This is a genomic window from Trichococcus ilyis (assembly GCF_900109135.1).
GTDB classification, from domain to species: Bacteria; Bacillota; Bacilli; order Lactobacillales; family Aerococcaceae; genus Trichococcus; species Trichococcus ilyis.
In genome coordinates this window covers 98,626-120,625 of sequence record NZ_FNYT01000001.1, presented here as the reverse complement: position 1 = coordinate 120,625, position 22,000 = coordinate 98,626, and the positions used below count along the sequence as shown (strand labels likewise).

The 22,000-nt window shown below is 50.1% G+C and carries 18 protein-coding genes; 1 reads left to right on the top strand and 17 read right to left on the bottom strand.

Features of this window, described 5'->3' with window-relative positions; translation table 11 throughout:
* Positions 1-88: 88 nt before the first annotated feature.
* The 12 genes from BMX58_RS00535 to truB all read right to left on the bottom strand — a co-directional run bounded on the left by BMX58_RS00535 (position 89) and on the right by truB (position 16,286).
* Entirely contained in the window at positions 89-1,765 is a 1,677-nt protein-coding gene (locus tag BMX58_RS00535) for a formate--tetrahydrofolate ligase (RefSeq protein WP_068620588.1), read from the bottom strand.
* 162 nt (positions 1,766-1,927) lie between these two features.
* On the bottom strand, positions 1,928-3,460 hold the full coding sequence (ahpF, locus tag BMX58_RS00530; protein WP_068620590.1) for an alkyl hydroperoxide reductase subunit F: 1,533 nt from the start codon (positions 3,458-3,460) through the stop codon (positions 1,928-1,930).
* An 11-nt stretch (positions 3,461-3,471) separates the two neighbouring features.
* A complete protein-coding gene (gene ahpC / locus BMX58_RS00525; protein ID WP_068620592.1) occupies positions 3,472-4,032 on the bottom strand; it encodes an alkyl hydroperoxide reductase subunit C in 561 nt (186 codons plus the stop codon).
* A gap of 533 nt (positions 4,033-4,565) precedes the next feature.
* Complete coding sequence (lepA, locus tag BMX58_RS00520; protein ID WP_068620594.1) at positions 4,566-6,389, bottom strand: translation elongation factor 4; 1,824 nt, start codon at positions 6,387-6,389, stop codon at positions 4,566-4,568.
* Positions 6,390-6,561: 172 nt separating this feature from the next.
* Positions 6,562-8,208, bottom strand: a complete 1,647-nt coding sequence (locus BMX58_RS00515) for a phosphoenolpyruvate carboxykinase (ATP) (protein WP_068620595.1) — start codon at positions 8,206-8,208, stop codon at positions 6,562-6,564.
* Between the two features lie 216 nt (positions 8,209-8,424).
* Positions 8,425-9,561 carry a molecular chaperone DnaJ gene (gene dnaJ, locus BMX58_RS00510; protein ID WP_068620596.1) on the bottom strand — a complete coding sequence of 379 codons (1,137 nt, stop codon included), beginning with the start codon at positions 9,559-9,561 and terminating at the stop codon, positions 8,425-8,427.
* A gap of 99 nt (positions 9,562-9,660) precedes the next feature.
* A complete protein-coding gene (gene dnaK / locus BMX58_RS00505; protein WP_068620598.1) occupies positions 9,661-11,481 on the bottom strand; it encodes a molecular chaperone DnaK in 1,821 nt (606 codons plus the stop codon).
* Between the two features lie 45 nt (positions 11,482-11,526).
* Positions 11,527-12,066, bottom strand: a complete 540-nt coding sequence (grpE, locus tag BMX58_RS00500; RefSeq protein ID WP_068620600.1) for a nucleotide exchange factor GrpE — start codon at positions 12,064-12,066, stop codon at positions 11,527-11,529.
* Positions 12,067-12,088: 22 nt separating this feature from the next.
* A complete protein-coding gene (gene hrcA, locus BMX58_RS00495; RefSeq protein ID WP_068620602.1) occupies positions 12,089-13,123 on the bottom strand; it encodes a heat-inducible transcriptional repressor HrcA in 1,035 nt (344 codons plus the stop codon).
* A 135-nt stretch (positions 13,124-13,258) separates the two neighbouring features.
* Positions 13,259-14,389 carry a radical SAM family heme chaperone HemW gene (hemW, locus tag BMX58_RS00490; protein ID WP_068620604.1) on the bottom strand — a complete coding sequence of 377 codons (1,131 nt, stop codon included), beginning with the start codon at positions 14,387-14,389 and terminating at the stop codon, positions 13,259-13,261.
* Complete coding sequence (gene ribF, locus BMX58_RS00485) at positions 14,390-15,352, bottom strand: riboflavin biosynthesis protein RibF (protein WP_068620606.1); 963 nt, start codon at positions 15,350-15,352, stop codon at positions 14,390-14,392.
* A 22-nt stretch (positions 15,353-15,374) separates the two neighbouring features.
* A complete protein-coding gene (truB, locus tag BMX58_RS00480; protein WP_068620607.1) occupies positions 15,375-16,286 on the bottom strand; it encodes a tRNA pseudouridine(55) synthase TruB in 912 nt (303 codons plus the stop codon).
* A gap of 174 nt (positions 16,287-16,460) precedes the next feature.
* Here truB and BMX58_RS00475 point away from each other — a divergent pair, with 174 nt between their 5' ends.
* A complete protein-coding gene (locus BMX58_RS00475; RefSeq protein ID WP_068620609.1) occupies positions 16,461-17,312 on the top strand; it encodes a DegV family protein in 852 nt (283 codons plus the stop codon).
* A 51-nt stretch (positions 17,313-17,363) separates the two neighbouring features.
* Here BMX58_RS00475 and BMX58_RS00470 read toward each other — a convergent pair whose 3' ends face one another.
* The 5 genes from BMX58_RS00470 to rpoD all read right to left on the bottom strand — a co-directional run bounded on the left by BMX58_RS00470 (position 17,364) and on the right by rpoD (position 21,985).
* Positions 17,364-17,624: a DUF1294 domain-containing protein gene (locus BMX58_RS00470; RefSeq protein WP_068620611.1), complete on the bottom strand. Its 261-nt coding sequence runs from the start codon at positions 17,622-17,624 to the stop codon at positions 17,364-17,366.
* Positions 17,621-18,862 carry a peptidase T gene (gene pepT, locus BMX58_RS00465; RefSeq protein WP_068620613.1) on the bottom strand — a complete coding sequence of 414 codons (1,242 nt, stop codon included), beginning with the start codon at positions 18,860-18,862 and terminating at the stop codon, positions 17,621-17,623. The genes BMX58_RS00470 and pepT overlap by 4 nt, the downstream gene beginning before the upstream one ends.
* Positions 18,863-18,876: 14 nt before the next feature.
* Positions 18,877-20,010: a Nif3-like dinuclear metal center hexameric protein gene (locus tag BMX58_RS00460; RefSeq protein ID WP_068620615.1), complete on the bottom strand. Its 1,134-nt coding sequence runs from the start codon at positions 20,008-20,010 to the stop codon at positions 18,877-18,879.
* Entirely contained in the window at positions 20,007-20,708 is a 702-nt protein-coding gene (locus BMX58_RS00455) for a tRNA (adenine(22)-N(1))-methyltransferase (RefSeq protein ID WP_068620617.1), read from the bottom strand. Before BMX58_RS00455 ends, BMX58_RS00460 begins: the two co-directional genes overlap by 4 nt.
* Positions 20,709-20,845: 137 nt before the next feature.
* Positions 20,846-21,985, bottom strand: a complete 1,140-nt coding sequence (gene rpoD, locus BMX58_RS00450; RefSeq protein ID WP_068620619.1) for an RNA polymerase sigma factor RpoD — start codon at positions 21,983-21,985, stop codon at positions 20,846-20,848.
* Positions 21,986-22,000 lie beyond the last annotated feature (15 nt).

The window sequence follows — 22,000 nt, the reverse complement described above, 5'->3', positions numbered from 1 at the left end:
TAGTCTCCTGATATTGTAACATATCGGGACATTGTGCGCCCAAAAAAAAGAGAGGGTTCCCCCTCTCTTTTCTAAAGTTTCTATGGAATTAGAACAATCCTGTAACGACTCCATCTTCGGTGACGTCCATCCGCAAAGCGGCTGGCTCTTTCGGCAGACCCGGCATCGTCAGGATATCCCCCGTCAAAGCGACAACAAAGCCGGCACCGATCTTCGGCACGAAGGAGCGGATGGTGATATCGAAGTTTTCCGGACGGCCGATTGCTTTTTGATCATCGGACAAGGAGTACTGGGTTTTCGCCATGCAGACCGGCAAACGATCCCAGCCGTGCTTCTTGAACTGGCGCAATTGGTTCTTGGCTTCCTTGGAATAGACCACATTTGCGCCCCCGTAGATTTTGGTGACGATCGTTTCGATTTTTTCTTCGATGCTGCTCTCCTCCGCCACGTAAAGCGGAACAAAAGCGTTGGTGTTGTTGTCGATCGCCTTCACGACAGCCTTCGCCAAAGCTTCTCCGCCTTCAGCGCCTTTGGCCCATACAGCGGTCTGGACACATTCGACTTCCTTAGCAGCACACAAATCGACGACTGCTTGGATCTCCGCCGCGGTGTCATTCGTGAATTCATTCAGCGCCACCACGACAGGCACGCCGTATTGCTGCATGTTCTCGATATGCTTCTCCAGATTGGCGAATCCGGCTTTTACAGCCTCAACATTCTCGCCGCTGTTCAAGTCTTTCACCAGAACGCCCCCGTGCATCTTCAAAGAACGCACAGTTGCAACGATCACGACTGCATCCGGGCTTTTGCCCAACTGCGGCACTTTGATGTCCAGGAACTTCTCGGCCCCCAGGTCGGCCCCAAATCCGGCTTCCGTGATGACGTAATCAGCCAATTTCAAGGCCGTTTTTGTCGCCAACACGCTGTTGCAGCCGTGGGCAATATTGGCGAACGGACCGCCGTGCACAAATGCCGGCGTATGATACAACGTCTGTACCAGATTCGGCTCCAACGCATCCTTCATCAATAAAGTCAGTGCGCCTTCCACTTTCAAATCCCTGACCGTCACAGGTTCGCGCTCGAACGTATAACCGATCACGATGTTCCCGATCCGGTTCTTCAGATCCGTTAACGAAGTTGCAAGGCAGAGGATCGCCATGATTTCGCTCGCAACCGTGATATCGAATCCGTCCTGGCGGGGAACGCCTTGGATCGGTCCTCCCAAGCCGATGACGATGTTGCGCAACGCCCGGTCATTGATGTCCAACACGCGTTTCCAGGTGATCCGGCGTTGATCGATGTTCAGGGCATTGCCTTGTTGGATATGGTTGTCGATCAAAGCTGACAAAGTATTGTTCGTCGCCGTGATGGCATGCATGTCGCCAGTGAAATGAAGGTTAATGTCCTGCATCGGCTGCACTTGCGCGTAGCCGCCGCCAGCCGCTCCGCCTTTGACGCCCATTGTTGGTCCCAATGAAGGTTCGCGCATCGCGATCATCGCTTTCTTGCCGATGCGGGTCAGAGCATCTCCCAAACCGACTGTGACGGTAGATTTGCCTTCTCCCGCAGGGGTAGGGTTGATGGCGGTGACAAGAATCAACTTGCCGTCTTCCGCTTCGTTCAAGGAATTGATTTTTTTGATGTCCACTTTTGCCTTGTATTTGCCGTACAATTTCAGATCATCTTCTGTCAGGGAAAGTGTTGCTGCTACTTCTTTGATCGGAAGCATCTCATTTGCTTGAGCTATCTCGATATCCGTCTTCAAAACTATCACTCCAAATTCTTCATGTTTACATACATTTTAGCACACAGACCTGAAGAAAGAACGTGTTTTATGGGCATTCGCGTGATAAAACCGCTTGCATTTCCGATAATTCAAAAAATCCGGAAAAGGAATCCAAATTGAAATCCCTTTCCGGATCGGAACTTATTGTCGGATCAAATGATCGAATGCGCCCAAAGCGGCGGTCGCTCCGGCACCCATCGAGATGATGATCTGTTTGTAGGCACTGGTCGTGCAATCGCCAGCTGCGAATACGCCCTCCAAGCTGGTTGCGCCATGGCTGTCGATGATGATCTCGCCGCGTTCGTTCAAGGCGACGCCGGAATCCTTCAACCATGCCGTGTTCGGAACCAATCCAATCTGAACAAAGACACCTTCCAATGCGATGGTATGCTCTTCATTCGTGGCGCGGTCCATATAGGTGATAGCTTCCACTTGCTCTCTGCCGGTGATCGCTTTCGTTGCCGCATTTTTGATGACCGTTACGTTCGCAAGGGCCTGGATGCGGTCCTGCAATACCTGGTCTGCCTTCAATTCCGGCAAGAACTCCAACACGTAGACCTGTTTCGCCAAGCCAGCCAGATCGATCGCCGCCTCGATGCCGGAATTGCCGCCACCGATGACAGCGACGTCTTTGCCGGCAAACAACGGTCCGTCGCAATGCGGACAGTTCGTCACGCCTTTCGTGCGGAACTCTTCCTCGCCCGGGACGTTGACGTTGCGCCAGTGCGCTCCGACCGCCAGGATCGCCGTCTTCGCTCTGAGCACAGCCCCGTTTTCCAGTTCGACCTCGATCAGGTCATTCTTGCGGATATTTTTGGCGCGTTGGCCTTTCATGATGTCGACCTTGTACTGATTCACATGCGCTTCCACTTGGGCCATCAATTTCGGTCCTTCCGTGTATGGGGTTCCGATCATGTTTTCGATGCCGACTGTATCCATGACTTGACCGCCGTACGTTTCGACAACCATGCCGGTGTGGATACCTTTACGGGCAGCGTAGATAGCTGCGCTGTTGCCTGCGGGCCCGCCGCCGACAACAAGCACGTCGAATACAGCTTTGCCGGAAAACTCATCCGCACTTGTCGGACCGGCGGCTTTCTCGACCAACTGCTCGATCGTCATGCGTCCGCTGGCAAATTCTTCACCGTTCAGGAAAACCGTGGGGACGGCCATGATTTTCTTCGCCTCGATCTCATCCCTGAACATCCCGCCCTCGATCATGACATGCGAGATTTTCGGGTTCAGCACGGCCATGATGTTCAATGCTTGGACGACATCCGGGCAATTGTGGCAGGTCAAACTGACATAGGTTTCGAAACGGAGCTCTTTATCGATCGCTTCGATGCGCTTGATGATGGCGTCATCCACTTTCGGCGCCCGCCCGCCTACTTGCAGCAAAGCCAAGATGAAGGATGTAAACTCATGCCCCAAAGGCAGACCGGCGAAGGTGATTCCGCTCTCGGTGCCGGGGCGTGTAATCGTGAAACTGGGTGTACGGGGCAAGGATCCGTTTTCCAAAGTGATCTTCGTTGACATTCCGGCGATTTCCTGCAAGAATTCTTTGACTTTTCCGGAATTTTCGTCATCGCTGAGGCTGGCTTTGAAAACAATATCCGATTCCAGCAACTCAAGATATTGGCCGAGCTGCCCTTTGATTTCTGCGTCTAATGCCATGGGAACCCTCCTTAAATTTTGCCTACCAAATCCAAGCTAGGTTTCAAGGTTTCGGCGCCCTCTTTCCATTTCGCAGGACAAACTTCACCTGGATGCGTGCGGACATATTGGGCAGCGCGGATTTTGTCGATCAGGCTGCTGGCATCGCGGCCGATGCCGTCCGCATTGATTTCCACTGCTTGGACGATGCCGTCAGGATCGATGATGAATGTCCCGCGTTGTGCCAAACCTTGGTCATCCAGGACATCAAATCCGATCGAGATCGCATGCGACGGATCCGCGATCATGATGTATTCGATCTTGCCGATTGCTGCTGAATGATCGTGCCATGCCTTGTGGGTGAAATGTGTATCCGTCGATACGGAATACACTTCCACGCCTAAGCTTTTCAATGTCGCATATTGGTCCTGCAGGTCCTCCAGTTCAGTCGGGCAAACGAAAGTGAAATCAGCTGGATAGAAACAGATGACGTTCCACTTCCCTTTCAGGTCTTCTGATGAAACTTCGATGAACGCTCCCTTGTGATAGGCATTTGCTTTGAATTCGACGATTTCTTTTCCGATTAATGACATATTAGCTTCCTCCAATTAGAATAATTATTTTAGAATAATCCCTATCAACAACTATATAGAATCACGCAATACCGGTCAAGTTTAAACACTCGGGCTACAGGATAATCTTCTATCGCTGGACCAGCAGCGTTTCCGCTGCCGCCGAAAAAGCAGCCGGTTCCGTATCTGGACGGGCCGTTTGGGACGGCCCGGGAAGCATTCCCTTCCGCATCTCCGGACGGATAGCCCAACCGCGCCGACAGGCCCGGCTGAGGAGCGCCGTCCGCCCTTCGTTCTCAATTAGGATATCCCATTCTCATTTGCGGAGTCATCCCGTAAACTCACGACTGCACTCTTTTTTGCCGATGGTTTCGCCTGCGGCGGCCGACGGTCACTCAATCAGGCAATCGTAGCGCTGATGATGCATCGATATCAGGCTGTTTCACTAAAAAACTTCCCACTATTTGCAACGCTTTTCCGCGGTGGGCAAATGGTGGGAAGTTTTATTATTTGTTGCTGTTTCTGATTATGATAAACGCAAATATGACAGCCTTCTAGTCTTCTTCCATCTTCAGAACGGCCATGAAGGCTTCTTGTGGGACCTCGACGGATCCGACCTGCTTCATGCGCTTCTTGCCCTCTTTTTGTTTGTCGAGCAATTTGCGTTTACGGGAAATATCCCCGCCGTAGCATTTCGCCAGTACGTTTTTGCGCAAGGCTTTGATGGTGGTCCTTGCCAAAATCTTGTTGCCGATCGTAGCTTGGATCGGAACTTCGAATTGTTGGCGCGGAATCAGTTCGCGCAGTTTTTCCGCGATCACTTTCCCGCGGGCATAAGCGAAGTCGCGGTGGACGATTGAACTCAGGGCATCGACTGCTTCGCCGTTCAAAAGGATGTCCATCTTGACCAACTTGCTCGGACGGTAGCCGATCAGTTCGTAATCCAACGATGCGTATCCTTTCGTGCTGGATTTCAATCTGTCGAAGAAATCAAAAATGATTTCCGCCAAAGGCATTTCATAGACGACATTCACGCGGAAATCATCGAGATAATCCATCGTGACAAAAGTGCCGCGTTTCTTCTGGGCGATATCCATCACTGCGCCGACATAGTCATTCGGAACCATGATGCTGGCCTTGACGTATGGTTCTTCGATGCTGTCGATCGTCGTGGCATCCGGCATTTCCGATGGATTATCGATCTCCAGGACTTCGCCGTCGGTTTTGTGGACGTGATAGATGACCGATGGGGCTGTCGTGATGATATCCAAATCGAATTCGCGTTCGATCCGCTCCTGGATGACGTCCATATGCAGCATGCCGAGGAACCCAGTACGGAAACCGAAACCGAGCGCTTGCGAAGATTCCGCTTCGAACTGCAAGGATGCATCGTTCAATTGCAGTTTTTCCAAAGCCTCGCGCAAGTCGTTGAAGTCCGAGGCATCCACTGGATAGATGCCGCAGTAAACCATTGGATTCATTTTGCGGTAACCGGCCAGCGGTTCGCTGGCGGGGTTATTGGCCAAGGTGATGGTGTCCCCTACTTGCGTGTCCTGGATCGTTTTGATGCCGGCCGTCAAATAGCCGACATCGCCGACCATCAAATAGTCGCGTTTGATCGGTTTCGGTGAGAAGATCCCCACTTCGATGACCTCATACTCTTTGCCTGTCGCCATCAATTTGATCTTGTCCCCAGGGCGCACAACGCCGTTTTTGATCCGCACGTTCAAGACGACGCCGCGGTAAGGATCATAGACCGAGTCGAAGATCAATGCCTGCAGCGGTGCTTCCAGATCGCCTTCAGGAGCCGGGATTTTTTCTACGATCTGCTCCAGCAACTCAGGGATACCCAAGCCGATTTTCGCACTCGCAAGAACCGCTTCACTGGCATCGATACCGATGACATCCTCGACTTCTTCCCTGACGCGCTCAGGATCAGCTGCCGGAAGATCGATTTTGTTGATGACGGGCACGATTTCCAAGTTGTTGTCCAAAGCCAAATAGACATTGGCAAGGGTCTGCGCCTCGACTCCTTGAGCGGCATCCACAACCAGGATGGCACCTTCACAGGCAGCCAAGCTGCGGGAAACTTCATACGTAAAGTCGACGTGCCCTGGCGTGTCGATCAAGTGGAAAATGTATTCTTCGCCATCGTCAGCCTTGTAGGTCAATTCGACGGCATTCAGTTTTATGGTGATGCCCCGTTCTCTTTCGAGGTCCATGGAATCCAGCAGTTGTTCCTGCATATCGCGATCCGCTACGGTATCGGTCTTTTGGAGGATCCTGTCCGCCAATGTGGATTTCCCGTGGTCAATATGGGCAATGATGGAAAAATTCCGTATCTTTTTTTGTCGTTGCTTCATCTCTTCTAAGTTCATTTTCGTTGCTCGCTTTCTCTAACGTCCATTCGTTCACTTGAAAATTATACCAATCTAAAGCATTTATGACAAGATGCCTACTCAGATTGCCGGGTGTATCTCGCCTCTGGTGAGGCTGTAGCCGAAAAAAGGAATCCGTTGGTTAGCCAGCGGATTCCTTTTTTGCTGATGCTCAGAGAGCGTCAATGATGTTTTGCAATGATTGGATGGCCTCATCCGGCAACGGAACGTTCGGATGGGCGGCATTGAATTCATCCAAGAAATCTTTCCGCAGTTGGATCCGTTTTTTCACCAATTCAGTGTAATCTGTGTCATCCAGTTCGGGATTGAATCCCTCGACCGGCAGATAACTGAGATGCGGCACATTCCCGAACGGCACGAACTCCGCTGTCCCTTCGACGACACTCTCGATAACGCCTAAGGAGATTTCTTTCGGTATTTTTTTGCCCATGAAAAATCCGGTGTTGATGATGTAGCAGTCCACTGTTTCATGCGCCAACAGTTCCTTGAAGCCGGCGTAATCCTCGACCAGTGGATAGACCCGGAAAGGATTTGCGAATGGTTCGATGACCAGCTTATCGGTCGACTCGCCTTTCTTCAGCGTTTCCGCGGTCGTGCGTTTCGTGGCCAACGTCGTGCCGAACGTCGCAGCCAAGACCGCTTCATCCACTTTCACCAAAGGCGGCAAAGCATCGTCCTTCATGATCCAATATACTGCATTGATCGGCTCTTCGAATTTATCCACACGGTTCGGAGTGGCATACCGGGATTTCACGGTTCGCCCGTTTCCGTTGCGGATATCCTCGGTCACCAGCACGACCTTACCGTCTACATCTTTCGTGACCCCCACATTCTGGACTGTCACGAAATAATCCTGTTCGGGATGGTCGGCGGGATAATCCTGGGTTTTGTCGAAGTAGGAAGGCTCCAAGGCAATGGAGGAACCATCCGTCAAGTCGATCAGAAAAGCATCGTCATGCAATACTTTGATTTCGTATTTATCATCATGCTTCGAATGGGTCAAGGTCGATTTGCCCGATCCCGAAAGCCCAAAGAAGGAAGCGACATAAGAACCGCCATCGTGCAGGCGGAAATGCTTTTGGCCGCCGTGGCAGGCTACGTAACCATTCCGATGGCCGGTCCCCCATGCAAGCGTCAGTGTGCCTTTTTTGAATTCACCGAAATACTGCATCCCCAGGATGCAGGCTACATTCTTATCGGGCTCGAAGACAGCCACTCCAAGCGGATAATCCGGATGTCGCCAATCGGGATCCGTATAGATGTAGATATCGCCTTCATCATACAGCTTCGAATTAGCGTACATCTCTTTGTATTCCGGGCTGTCCCACTGGAAATTCAGCAGCCAGGAGTAGAGGTTGTTTTCGTTCCCTTCCGGAAAGGCGATATGCGCCTTGATGATGAAATCTTTATCAAGGCCTACATACCCTGTCGTTTTATAATAATGGCGCAGTCGGTTTTTGTAGATGACATCCATGATGATGCCTTCGAGAAGTTCATCCTCTTCCTTGTTCTCTCCGATGATCCGTTTGGCGCGGGCAGTGCGGCCGATGATCCTCCCGCCGTTTTCGACCAGTACCTTGGCATCGTTGGGCAACCCCAATTCTTTTGTATGGAGTACTGGCAGATCGGTCACGATCACCCCTTCAGCGTTCAATGCGAGTTCATAGGCTTCCGTCATGTCTGTGACTTCCTGCATGTTGTTGCCATAAAAAGCTGTTTCGACCGTTGTCCGGAATTTCGTAAGCAATGGATTGGACTTCTTTAATTCGGATCTTTTGAACGATTCTCTAGTAGCCATTTACGTCACCTCTTTTATTTGATACTACCATTATAATCTTATTCCCCAGAAATGTAACCCCTTACAACAGGGAATTAGCGAATATTTATTAGTTTTCTATAAAAAAAGTGCCGCTCAGCCTCATGTTTGTTACAAATAATCTAACAGAATAGTATATGGACAAAAAAAAGGAACCGGTGCTTAGTTAGATTTCCTGCACCGGTCCGTTCAACTGATTTATTTTTTGTTTTTGAAGGCATCCTTGACTTTATCAAAGAAATTGGCTTCATCCTCCACAAGCGTATCGCCGCCTGCCGTTGCGAAAGCGCGGATTGCTTCCCTTTGCTTCTCGTTCAGGTTTTTCGGTGTGACGACTGTCACTTTGACGTGCTGATCGCCATTCCCTGTTCCGCGCAAGCGAGGAGCCCCTTTTCCTTTCAAGCGGAAATTCGTACCCGTTTGCGTCCCGGCAGGAATCTTCAACTTGACCTTGCCGTGAACAGTCGGCACTTCGATTTCATCACCCAAAGCCGCCTGGGCAAAGCTGATCGGCAGTGTATAGTAAATTTCCGTTCCTTCGCGATCGAAAATATCGCTCGGCTCCACCTGGAAAACCACATAAAGATCGCCGTATGGGCCACCGTTGCTGCCGACTTCCCCTTGGCCGCTCAGTCGCATCTGTTGGCCATCGTCGACTCCTGGAGGGATCGTGACGGCAACAGAATGATCGGTTTCGACATGCCCTTGACCGCGGCAAGTCGTGCATTTATCCGTGATCTCCTTGCCGGTACCGCCGCAGACGTCACAGACAGCTTGCGTCATCACGCGGCCGAAGGGTGTATTCCTTTCGACCCCGACAGCTCCGGACCCATGACATTTTGAACAGGTTTTCGGCTGTGTGCCCGGTTTTGCGCCTGAGCCGCTGCAGGTTTTGCATTCTTCATCGCGTTTGTAGCGGATCGTTTCTTTTTTCCCGAAGATGGCCTCCTCGAAAGTAAGGTGGATACGGTATTGCAGATCCGCACCTTGACGGGGGGCGTTCGGGTTCCGGCTGCGGCCGCCGCCTCCGAAGAAGGAATCGAAGATATCTTCAAAACCGCCGGAGAAGCCGCCGAAGCCGCCCCCAAAGCCACCGCCGGCGCCGAAGTTGGGATCGGTGCTGGCATGGCCATACTGATCGTAAGCAGCCCGTTTGTTGCCATCGCTCAAGACTTCGTACGCTTCAGCAAGTTCCTTGAATTTTTCTTCAGCGCCAGCCTCTTTATTGATATCCGGGTGAAATTTTTTGGAAAGTTTCCGGTAAGCTTTTTTTATTTCATCATCAGTCGCGTCCTTGGACACACCCAAGACATCGTAATAATCTCTTTTCGCCATTGTTTCGCCTCCATTGCTTGGCCTCATCAGAACATTTCAGCTCTAAACAGTGAGAGAAGCCAATGCTGTTAAGCGTTGGCTTCCTCTCCTTAGAGTTGACTATTTGTCGTCCACTTCTTCAAAATCGGCATCAACGACACCATCATCATTTGCTACGCTGTGTGCGCCTTCTTGTTGTTGCGCTTGAGCTGCTTGCTCATACAGTTTGACGGTCAAGTTTTGGACAACTTCATTCAAAGCATCACGCTTCGTTTTCATTTGTTCCAAATCATTCGCTTCGACTGCTGCTTTCAACTCATCTCTTGCTTCTTCGGCTTTCTTCACATCGTCAGCATCGACTTTGCCGTCAAGCTCTTTCAATGTTTTGTCAGTCTGGAAGATCAATTGATCCACTTCATTGCGCAATTCAACTTCTTCTTTGCGCAATTTATCCGCTTCAGCATTTGCTTCAGCATCTTTCACCATTTTTTCGATTTCTTCGTCTGTCAAACCGGAAGAAGATTTGATCGTGATCGTTTGTTCTTTTTGAGTGCCCAGGTCTTTCGCACGGACGTTGACGATACCGTTTTTGTCGATGTCGAAAGTGACTTCGATTTGAGGAACACCGCGTGGTGCGGCTGGGATATCCGTCAATTGGAAACGACCCAGTGTTTTGTTGTCGGCTGCCATCGGACGCTCCCCTTGCAGGACGTGCACATCAACAGCTGGTTGGTTGTCTGCTGCAGTCGAGAAGACTTGTGATTTGCTTGTCGGGATAGTTGTATTGCGGTCGATCAATTTAGTGAACACGCCACCCATTGTTTCGATACCTAATGACAATGGTGTTACGTCCAACAATACGATGTCTTTTACGTCACCGGAGATGACGCCGCCTTGAATGGCAGCACCCATCGCCACTACTTCATCCGGATTAACGGATTTGTTTGGTTCTTTGCCGGCTTCTTTACGGACTGCTTCAATGACAGCAGGGATACGTGTTGAACCGCCGACCAGGATGATTTCATCGATTTCGGAAGTCGACAGACCAGCATCCTTCAACGCTTGGCGGACAGGGCCTTTCGTGCGTTCAACCAAATCGTAAGTGATTTCGTCGAATTTCGCGCGGGTCAGCGTCAATTCCAAGTGCAATGGACCAGCTTCGCCGGCTGTGATGAACGGCAGGCTGATTTGAGTCGAAGTTACACCGGAAAGATCTTTTTTGGCTTTCTCAGCAGCATCCTTCAGACGCTGTTTGGCCATTTTATCGTTGGAAAGGTCGATTCCGTTCTCTTTTTTGAATTCTGCTACCAAGTAGTCGATGATCTTGTTGTCAAAGTCATCTCCGCCCAACTTGTTGTCGCCGGCAGTACTCAATACGTCGAATACGCCGTCGCCCAATTCAAGGATGGAAACGTCGAATGTACCGCCGCCCAAGTCGAATACAAGGATTTTTTCGTCTTTTTCGGTTTTGTCCAAACCATATGCCAAAGCTGCAGCAGTCGGCTCGTTGACGATACGTTCCACTTCCAGACCGGCAATTTTACCGGCATCTTTGGTGGCTTGACGCTGTGCATCGTTGAAGTAAGCTGGAACGGTAATGACCGCTTTGTCGACTTTTTCGCCTAAATAATCTTCAGCATACCCTTTCAGATATTGCAGGATCATCGCTGAAATTTCTTGCGGAGTGTAGCTTTTGCCTTCCACTTCGACTTTGTAGCCAGCGACGCCCATGTGACGTTTGATCGAGCTGATTGTGTTCGGATTGGTCACGGCTTGGCGTTTCGCAACTTCACCCACTTGGATTTCGCCGTTCTTGAAGGAGACGACTGATGGTGTTGTGCGGTTACCTTCCGGATTTGGGATGATTTTTGCTTCTCCGCCTTCTAATACTGCAACAGCTGAGTTTGTTGTTCCTAAGTCAATACCGATAATTTTGCTCATGATTGTATTCCCCTCTATTTGAAATTTTAATGTTTATCAGTGAAATTATTGTGCAACGATGACCATTGCGGGTCTCAAGACGCGTTCCTTCAATGCGTACCCTTTTTGAACAACCGCCACAACCGTGTCAGGCTCTTGGCCTTCACCAGCTGGCTGCAGTTGGATCGATTGATGGAAATTCGGATCGAAAGGCTGACCGATCGGGTCGATTGCAGTGACTCCCTCTTTGGCGAAAGCTTCCTTGAAGAGGTTCATGACCATCTCCAAACCTTTTTTCAGGTTCAGGGATTTTTCGTCTTCCACTTCAATCTCCAAAGCTCTTTCCAAGCTGTCCATTACCGGCAACAGCTCTTGCGCCAGTGACTGGGAACGGTATTTCGCCGCATCCTGTCTTTCTTTCGTATTGCGCTTCTGGATGTTGGCAAGTTCTGCCTGCAGACGCAACAAACGATCTTCCGTTTCCGCCAGAGTAGCTTTCAAGGCGTCGACTTCGCTTACTTCCGTCATTGTTTCCTCAGCAACCTCTTCGTTTGCTGATTCGACTTCCGGATCCCGCTTTTCAACTAATTCATCATTATTGTCCACTTCAAAATCTCCTTTGTCGTGCTTATTTGTTTAGATCATTCAAGTTATCAGAAAGTTCATAACGCATGAAATTCATGATGCTGATCATTTTTTGATAAGGCATGTTGGTCGGCCCCAGTAATGCGATCAGACCCTTCCCGTTGCCGGCGGTGTCATAAGTTGCCGTGATCAGGCTAAAGTTGTGCAACAGTTCGTTGTTCAATTCCGTGCCGATTTTCACGCCGACTCCGTCGTGCAGGCTGGAAAAAAGTGCGTGGATATCCGGAGACCCATTCAGCATGCTCAGGATGGCCTTCATCTTCTGTTTGTCCATCGTCGCATCCAAGTGGTTCAGCAGGTTCATGCTGCCTCCGACGTGGAAGCGGTCATGCTCCAACTTCGTGACGATGTCATTGAAGATGGCGGTGAAATCGATTTTTGCGTCGACGTACTTCCGGATGATCAGCGGGATGTCCGTTTGCAGCTTGATGAACACTTCCTGCAGCGTCCGTCCGACCAATTCCTGATTGAAGATGTTGACGATTTTTTCCATCTCAGCAGTAGAGAACCCCGGCGAAACCGGGAAAATCTGATTCTCGACGTAGCCTTTGTCTGTGACCAAGATGGCCATCACTTGGCTTTCGTTGAGCGCAACCAGCCGGAAACCGGTCAAACGGCTATCCTTCGTCTCGGGGCCGATCGCCAGAGCCGTATAATTCGTCAGATAGGATAGCATTTCTGCTGATTTTTCCACGACCTGCTGCACTTCCCGAAAAGGATTCCGGAAACCGTGCTTGATTGCCTGCTTGACATCTTCAGCCACTTCTTCGCTTTCTTTGCCTAAAATCTGATCGACATAGTAGCGATAACCTTGGATCGACGGTATCCTGCCCGATGAAGAATGCATTTTTTCCAGGAACCCCAGCTCTTCGATCCGCATCATTTCATTGCGGATCGTTGCGGAACTGAAGGCCAAAGAAGATTCCTTAAGGAGCGTCTTCGATCCGATCGGCTCCTCAAATTCGATGTAATGCCTGACGATTAAATCCAAAATTAGTAACTGTCTTTCCGTTAACAAGATTTTCACCTCACTTTAGCACTTGACCACAATGAGTGCTAACCATAAATAAATTTATCACGGGCAACAGGCTTTGTCAACGGATTACATTCATTTTTCAGAACAATGCAGGCAGGCGTCCGGCCACGGACAATATCACATCAGGAACGCGCGGAACACTTCATTTCCGAGGAAAATGCCCTTTTGAGTCAAACGCACCCTATCCCCATCAATCAGGAGCAGGCCTGCCGCAATCAGATCCGAAATCACTTCCTCGTACTGGTCCAACAGTGACGTCTGAAATTTATCGGCGAAGTGCTGTTGGCTGACGCCCGCCATTGTGCGCAAGCCCAGCATCATCTCTTCCTCCATCTTTTCATTCTTTGATAAAGTCTGCTGACGGATGATCGGCAACTGATCGTCGCGCAAGGGGGCCAGATAATGCTGGATCGGGCCATGATTGTGGTAACGGATTCCGTCAATGTAGCCGTGCGCCCCTGCCCCGAAGCCGAAATAAGCCTCATTTTTCCAATAGGTGAGATTATGCCTGGACTCATAGCCAGGCAGCGCAAAGTTTGAGATTTCGTATTGGTTCCTGCCGCTTTTTGCCATCGTCTCGATAGCCACGGCGTACATGTCGGCTTCAGTGTCTTCGGAAGGCAAGGGCAACTTCCCTTGGCGCATCAGGTTGTAGAACACGGTCTTGTTCTCGAGGATCAAGGCATAGATCGAATAATGCGGCAGATCCAGCTCCAAAGCCTTTTTCAGACTGTCTTCAAAATCGGCCATCGTTTGGTTCGGCAACCGAAAGATCAGGTCAATCGTCATATTTTCGAATCCGGCTTTGCGGGCATCGGCTACGGATGTGTAGACTTGCTCGGCAGTATGGATGCGGCCGATTTTTTTCAGGATGTCATTATTGAAAGATTGCACCCCCATGCTCAAACGGTTGACCCCATAATCATGCATGATCTTCAGTTTATCAAGCGAAACACTTTCCGGATTGGCTTCCATCGTGAATTCGGCGCCCTTCGGCAAGGAATAGATGCTGCGGATCCCGCTCAAGAGTTTGTCCAATTGGCGTTCGTTCAGCGTTGTCGGTGTGCCGCCACCGATATAGAAGGTGCTGATTTCTTCATTTGGATGGAGCTGCTTCGACAACCGCATTTCCTTTAGCAACGCCTTGACGTATTCATCGACCGGTTGGCCCTCTAGGAATACTTTATTGAAATCGCAATAGAAGCAGATATGTTCGCAGAAAGGGATGTGCAAATAAGCCGCAGTCATCTAGATGCTCACCTCATTCAATCGGTGATCCTGAAAGTAAGCGATCGTTTCCGCTTCATCTTTTTTCAGTTGGGCAATCAGCTGTTCGACACCCGAAAATTTGATTTCACTGCGGATAAAATGGTGCCACCTGACGATTACGTCCTCGCCGTAGATCATTTTGTTGAAGTCCAGAATGTAAACCTCCACCGTCTTGTCGCGATCGGCTTCGAACGTGATATTGTGCCCGATCGAGGCTGTGCCGCGATACCACGTTCCGTTCACTTTGATGCTCACGATGTAGACGCCGTTCCTTGGCAATCGTGTATGCTTTTCTGTCTGGATATTGGCGGTCGGAAAACCCAGCAGCCTGCCTCGCGCATCGCCGTGAATGACGGTGCCTTCAATCTGATAAACATAACCCAGATACGCATTCGCTTTTTCCATATTGCCTTCGGCTAAAGCTTCCCGGATGTGCGTGGAGCTGATTTTTTCGGCTGCATTCTTCAACTCCTCGACTTCTATGACTTCGAAGCGGTCCTTGGCATAATTCACCAATTGCTTCATGTCCGCTATTTCCCTTGGCCCATAGGTGTAATCGAAACCGGCCACGACAGCCGCAGCATGCAGGCCGCTGATGTACTGGTCGACAAAGTCCTGCGGCCTTAAGGAGGCGAAGGCAGATGTGAAAGCAATGACGAAGAAATAATCGACACCCAGACTCTCGAAAATTTCGGCTTTGCGTTTGACGGTAGACAAATATTGCATGGTGTCGGGGTTCATCTTTTGAAAAACGATGCTCGGGTGATGGTTGAAGCTCATGACCGCAAGTTTCAGCTGCTTTTGGTCGGCAACCTCCTTCGCTCTTTTGATCACTTCTTGATGCCCTCTATGGACGCCGTCAAAATATCCCAGCGCCAAAACTACCTGTTCGTCAGGTATTTGATTTTTATCATAGGGATGATGGATATGGATGATTTCCATTGCCTCAGCAACTCCTTGTTGATTAAGATAGAAACATTTTTTTTGGTTTGATCGAACCGGGTTTGGTCGGATGCGGTTCGTACATCGCTACAACTCTGTGCTGGTAGGTGAAGAGGAAAGGGGCGTCCATTTCTTTGAAGGGGCCCTCTTTCGGCAGAACCGCACCATTTTTGACCTTATCCCAGAGTTCATCATCAAGCGCAATCTGCTGATACGTTGCGAATACTGACTCGATTGGCTTCAGGTGGCCATCGATTTCGCCATTCGCCATTGCTTCGGCGACTTGCTGCAGGGTCAGGCAGTCCTCTTTGGTGAAGGATCCGCTCATCGTGCGCGTCAGGCTTGACATGTACGCTGGGTAGCCCAATGCCGCGCCCAGATCCACGGCCAAAGTCCTGACGTATGTCCCTTTTCCGCAGGTGACCCGAAAACGCCAGGACATCGTTTGGTCCCCCGCGTGATAGACGGGCTCAGAAATCCGTTCAAATCGCATGACCTGAATGGTTCTTTGCGGCCTTTCGACGGACAACCCTTTGCGGGCATATTCATAAAGTCTTTTCCCGTTCACCTTGACTGCGGAATACATCGGCGGAACTTGGATGCTTTCGCCTATCATGGCTTTCATAGCTGCATCGATCGTATCCGAGGACAACGCTTGATCGACCGCCGCCTTCGCAATCGTTTCGCCTTGGCTGTCCTCGGTCGTTGTCGCGACTCCGATCGTGATTTCACCTTCGTACGCCTTATCCGTATCCGTCAAAAACTCGACGACTTTCGTGGCCTTGCCGATGCAGATCGGCAACACGCCATCGACTTCCGGATCCAAAGTGCCGGTATGCCCCACTTTTTTTGTTTTCAGTATTTTTCTCAGTTTGAATACACAGTCATGACTCGTCATGCCGCGTTCTTTCCATAAAGGTAATATTCCATCCATATGTCTGTAACCTACTTTCTTTTGCAACTAATCCATTATAGCATAATCTATTTTAAACAAAAAAACATCCCGAAAGGAAGGATATGCTCACAAATCAAAAAGATAAGCGCGTTACTTTTCAGCTCAAATCTGCTATTCTTAGAGAAAACACGACTGTACTTAAGGAGAATCAATATGCCAAACTTCAAAATTGTGACCGATTCCACGACGGAATTGTCCGCAGGAGAAATTGACAAATACGGAATCACAGTGATCCCGCTTTCATCCATGATCGATAACGTACTGTATTACGACGGCATCACCATAACCAAACCCGAGTTTCTCGACAAAATGATGAACAGCAAGGAATTGCCGAAATCATCCCAGCCGGCCATGGGGACTTTTTTGGATAAATATAATGAATTGACAGCTGACGGCAGCGAAGTTTTGTCGATCCATGTGACGGAAACATTGAGCGGAACCGTGAATTCCGCTCACCAGGCAACTAAACTTGCTCACGGCAAGGTGACCGTCATCGATTCGAAGTTTTGCGCCCGGGCAGCCGCTTTCCAGGTACTGGAGGCCGCAAAATGCGCCGCTGAAGGATTAGCAGTGGCAGAAGCATTGCCCCGCATCGCTGCAGTCAGGGAGCGCACCCTTCTCTATATCTGCATCGTCAACCTGGAGAACATGGTCAAGGGAGGCCGGATCGGGAAAACGATGGGACGGATCACTACGCTGCTGAACATCAAAGCGAACCTGAAGATGAGTGACGGCGCCTTGACCACGGACATCAAAGGCCGTGGCACAAAGGCAATCGTAAAACGCTACGAAGAAATCATTGAAGAACTGAAACAAAATTACCGCGACGTTGAAGCGATCGGCATCACCCATGACGGTTTGTCGGACTATTCGAATCAAATCATCGACATGCTGAAAAGGGCATTCCCGGATGCCCAGGTGCATACATCCTATGCAAGCGCCAGCGTCATGACCCATGCCGGCCCGGATGCCGTATCTTTCCAATTCCTGGTGAAGAACAAATAAGAAAATGCCGCTATCTTCCGAATGGATAATAGCGGCATTTTTTTGTTCCCCTCAAAGAAAAAAACAGGATGCTAGCCCGCTCAAGAGCGTGCCCAAAACATAGACCAGCTTGAATCGGGGATGTTTCGTTTTATGGCGGAAATGGTGCATGCCGGACAGCCCACCCAGCCCGCCGCCGAACAATCCGAGCAGAAGCAAGTTGCGCTCGGGTATGCGCCAAGCGTTTTGGCGGGCTTTCTTTTTATCGATGCCCATCAAGATGAAAAGCAGGACATTAACCAAAACGAAGTAAATGAGCAGGGCATTTCTCATTGCTCGCCGTACCCTTGACTTTGTTTGATGATCTCCACGATGACCGCAACTGCTTTTTCCATTGATTGGACAGATACAAACTCATAGCGGCCGTGGAAGTTTTCGCCTCCAGCGAAAATATTTGGAGTAGGCAAACCCATAAACGATAATTTGGAGCCGTCGGTTCCGCCGCGGATCGGCTCGATGATCGGAGTGATCCCCAATGCCTTCATCGCTGCTTCCGCCAGATCGACCGGACGCATGTCTTCTTTCAGCACTTCGCCCATATTGTAGTACTGGTCGTGCATTTCGACAGTGATGCGTTTTTCATCCAGCTCGCTGTTCATGCGTTCCGCAAGCGAAAGCAAGGCCGTTTTCCTGTGTTCAAACAAAGTCTTATCATGATCCCTGATGATGTAGGTCATTTGGCTTTCTTCCACGTTGCCCTCGATGCCCATCAGATGGTAAAAGCCTTCGCGTTTTTCGGTCTTTTCTGGCACTTCATTTTGCGGCAATGCATTATCGTAAGCAATGGCCAATTTGATCGCATTCACCATTGTGCCCTTGGCAGTTCCTGGGTGCACATTTTTGCCATGGATCTTGACGACAGCCTGCGCAGCATTGAAGCTTTCGTATTCAAGTTCGCCCAAAGGGCCGCCATCCATCGTGTAGGCAAAGTCGCACCCGAATCCTTCAACATCAAAGAGATCCGCCCCTCGGCCGATTTCTTCGTCCGGTCCGAACGCCACTTTGATGTCTCCGTGTTCCAGGCCTTCCATTGCTTTGATTGCCTCCAAAGCCGTGATGATTTCAGCGATGCCGGCTTTGTCGTCCGCACCCAGCAATGTTTTTCCGTCGGTAGTGATCAGAGTCTGGCCGACATAGTTCTTCAAAGCCGGGAAGTCCTTGGGCGAAAGGATCACTTGTGCTTCGGCATCCAGAATCAGATCGTTGCCGGCATAATGGTCCCAAATCAGCGGATTGACGTTTGCGGCCTCGAAATCAGCTGTGTCCATGTGGGCGATGAACCCGATTGCCGGGAACGTTTTTTGGGAATTGCGCGGCAGGAGCGCTGTCACGAACCCATTGGCGGCATTGTAACGGATGTCCGAAAGTCCGATGGCTTCCAGTTCCGGAATCAAAATATTTTTGGCGAAATCCACCTGGTTTTGGGTGGAAGGCACTGCCGGACTTTTCTCGTCCGATCTTGTCTCGAATTTAACGTATTTCAAAAAACGGTCCACTAATTTTTCTTGCATGCATTGACTTCCTCTCACAATTGACTGTCGAAAATGAATGGATCTGTGTTGATTTCGGAGGCAATGACTTCCAGATCCCAATCATTTTCTTTTTTCCATTCGGTGAATAACTCCAATAGCTTCTGTTTGCAGATCTGTTCGATGTGATGGCCGGGATCGATGACGGTCAGTCCGTCAGCCTGCATATCATGGGCAGTGTGGTAGTAGACGTCGCCGGTGATGTAGACATCCGCTCCCTTTTTGATCGCCTTGCGGTAGTATTTGCCGGCATCCCCGCCGCAGATTGCGACGCGGCTGATCGTTTGGTCCAAATCGGCTGCGATGAAGCGCATGCCCTCGATCTGAAAAACATCCTTGACGTACTGGATAAAGGAACGCAACGACATCGGCAGAGCCAAATTGCCGACTCTTCCCAGACCGTATTCACGCTGGAAATTATTGATGGTATAGATTTCATAGATTGGTTCTTCGTATGGATGCGACTCGTACAGCGCCTCCAACACGTCAGCCAAGTATTTGTCTTCGACGATCATCTCGATTTTCTTCTCTTGGACTTCCTCTGGTTCATTGATATGGCCGATCGCCGGTTTTGCGCCTTCCATCGGCGTGAAGCGGCCGACTCCTTGCGCCTCATAAGAACAATGGCTGTATTCATCGGAAATGTTGCCCGCTCCCGCATCGGTCATGGCCAAGCGGACGCGGTTGCATTCCGCATTCGGCACGCAGACGGAAATTTTTTTCACGGGCACGCGCTTCGTGACGTCCATGATCTCCACATCCAACAGTCCAAGCGCTTCGGAGAGCCAGTCGTTCATCCCGTTGCTCGCATTGTCCAGATTCGTATGGGCTGCGTAGACGCTGATGTCGTGCTTCAGCAGGTCGATGTACATTTTTGTTTGTTTATCTGTTGCATCCAGATTTTTCAATGGCCGATAAATCGGAGGATGGTGGGAAAAGATAAAATCGACTTGCTTTTCGATGGCTTCCTGAACGACTTCAGGACGGACATCGAGCGTCACCAGAATGCGGCGGATTGGGCGGCTCAAGTCCCCCAGATGCAACCCGACCGGATCCCCTTCTTCCGCCAACCAAGTAGGAACATGCGATTCGAACAACTCGATGAATTCATAACCAGTAATGCTTTTCATGCCAGCACCTCTTTAATTTCATTGATTTTATTGATCACTTGCTGTTCTTTTTCGTTCAGCTTATTGCTTGCTTTTTGCATGCTGTCCAATATGTATTGGCATTTGTCGATTTCGGATAACCATTTTTTGCGGAAGGCCTCGTTTTTCTTCTGGAGCAAGAAACGGCCGAAGCTGTATTCCAAATCTGAGTAGCTTTCTGCGGTTTCTGCCTTTTCGGCTACGATGATTTCGTAGATCTTTCCGTTTTCTTCCAATATCGTTTCGTCGATTATTTTGTATTGGTGGGCGATCAGCCATTCGCGCAGTTTCTTTTCCCCGTTGTTGGGCTGAAGGATCAAGCGTTCCACCCCCGCCAATTTGTCTTTCAGTCTGCCTTTTTCCAGAATTCTGGAAATCAGATCGCCGCCCATCCCGCAGATGGTGACGACGTTGATATGATCAGCCGGATCGATCACATCCATGCCATCGCCAAGTCTGGCGCTGACGCGATCGCCGACATCCGATGTCCGGATTTGTTCCGCTGCCGATTCGAAGGGGCCTTTCACAACTTCTCCCGCCAAAGCATAAGCGACGACGCCGCGCAACGCCAAAACACAAGGCAAATATGCGTGATCCGAGCCGATATCCGCCAGTCTCGCATTTTCCGGAACAAAACCTGCGACTGTCTCTAATCTTATTGATAATTGTTGATTGTTCAACCTCATCCCTCCCTTTCCATTTTTGCTCATGACTCTATTTTAGCATAATTCCATTTCATATATCCCACTAATCCTTCCATCATCCGGAAAATGGCATAAGAAAAACCCGAGTGCAATACCTCGGGTCGGGGTGCTTCTTACTCAAGAAAATCTTTCAACTGTTTCGAGCGGCTTGGGTGACGCAGTTTGCGCAAAGCTTTCGCTTCGATCTGACGGATCCGCTCACGGGTGACTCCGAATACTTTTCCGACTTGTTCCAAAGTCCGCACATTCCCGTCATCAAGGCCGAAACGCAGGCGCAGAACGTTTTCCTCGCGGTCTGTCAAGGTATCCAACACTTCTTCGAGCTGTTCCTTCAGCAGTGTTTGGGCAGTGTGCTCAGCCGGGCTCAATACTTCCTGATCTTCGATGAAATCGCCCAAATGGGAATCATCTTCTTCCCCGATCGGCGTCTCCAGGGAAACAGGCTCTTGGGCGATTTTGAGGATCTCTCTGACTTTTTCTGTCGGCAGATCCATTTCAGCGCCGATCTCTTCCGGTGTCGGTTCGCGGCCAAGGTCCTGAAGCAGTTGCCGTTGGATGCGGACCAATTTGTTGATTGTTTCGACCATGTGTACCGGAATCCGGATCGTTCTGGCCTGATCCGCGATGGCGCGGGTGATGGCTTGGCGGATCCACCAAGTAGCATAAGTGGAGAATTTGAATCCTTTCGTGTGGTCGAATTTTTCGACGGCTTTCATCAGACCCATATTGCCTTCCTGGATCAGATCCAGGAACTGCATGCCGCGGCCGACATAGCGTTTTGCGATGGAAACGACCAAGCGCAAGTTCGCCTCAGCCAATTGTTGCTTCGCTTCCTGATCGCCTTCCTTGATGCGCAGAGCCAAATTGACCTCTTCATCCGCATTCAATAGCGGCACACGGCCGATTTCCTTCAGATACATGCGGACCGGATCGTTGATTTTGACTCCGGCAGGCACGGCCATCAAGTCTTCTTCTTCCTCATCCTTGGCGGCTGCGGCCGTTTTTTCGGGCTTTGCCGTTTCTTTGGCAAGCTGACGGGCTGTGGGACCTCCGTCCGCGTCCACGACGCTGACTCCGCCATCTTCCATTTTTTGTATCAGTTTATCCATTTCATCCGCGTCCAATTGGAAGGGTGTAGCTATCTTATCGGCCAATTCGTCATAGAAGACGGATCCCAATAATTTATTTTCGGCGATCAACTTTTTGGTTACCTGTTCTAACGTTAAACCTTGATCATTTTTTTCGATTGCCATAAAATGATTCCTCCA

Coding starts and splice junctions, on each gene's coding strand:
- truB (WP_068620607.1), bottom strand. CDS start 16,286: ATGGATGGAATATTACCTTTATGGAAAGAACGCGGCATGACGAGTCAT.
- ahpC (WP_068620592.1), bottom strand. CDS start 4,032: ATGTCATTAATCGGAAAAGAAATCGTCGAATTCAAAGCAAATGCCTAT.
- pepT (WP_068620613.1), bottom strand. CDS start 18,862: ATGCAAGAAAAATTAGTGGACCGTTTTTTGAAATACGTTAAATTCGAG.
- dnaJ (WP_068620596.1), bottom strand. CDS start 9,561: ATGGCGAAAAGAGATTATTACGATGTCTTGGGTGTGTCCAAGGACGCG.
- BMX58_RS00515 (WP_068620595.1), bottom strand. CDS start 8,208: ATGGCTACTAGAGAATCGTTCAAAAGATCCGAATTAAAGAAGTCCAAT.
- hemW (WP_068620604.1), bottom strand. CDS start 14,389: ATGACTGCGGCTTATTTGCACATCCCTTTCTGCGAACATATCTGCTTC.
- BMX58_RS00470 (WP_068620611.1), bottom strand. CDS start 17,624: ATGAGAAATGCCCTGCTCATTTACTTCGTTTTGGTTAATGTCCTGCTT.
- rpoD (WP_068620619.1), bottom strand. CDS start 21,985: ATGGCAATCGAAAAAAATGATCAAGGTTTAACGTTAGAACAGGTAACC.
- dnaK (WP_068620598.1), bottom strand. CDS start 11,481: ATGAGCAAAATTATCGGTATTGACTTAGGAACAACAAACTCAGCTGTT.
- BMX58_RS00475 (WP_068620609.1), top strand. CDS start 16,461: ATGCCAAACTTCAAAATTGTGACCGATTCCACGACGGAATTGTCCGCA.
- ahpF (WP_068620590.1), bottom strand. CDS start 3,460: ATGGCATTAGACGCAGAAATCAAAGGGCAGCTCGGCCAATATCTTGAG.
- BMX58_RS00460 (WP_068620615.1), bottom strand. CDS start 20,010: ATGAAAAGCATTACTGGTTATGAATTCATCGAGTTGTTCGAATCGCAT.
- lepA (WP_068620594.1), bottom strand. CDS start 6,389: ATGAACTTAGAAGAGATGAAGCAACGACAAAAAAAGATACGGAATTTT.
- ribF (WP_068620606.1), bottom strand. CDS start 15,352: ATGGAAATCATCCATATCCATCATCCCTATGATAAAAATCAAATACCT.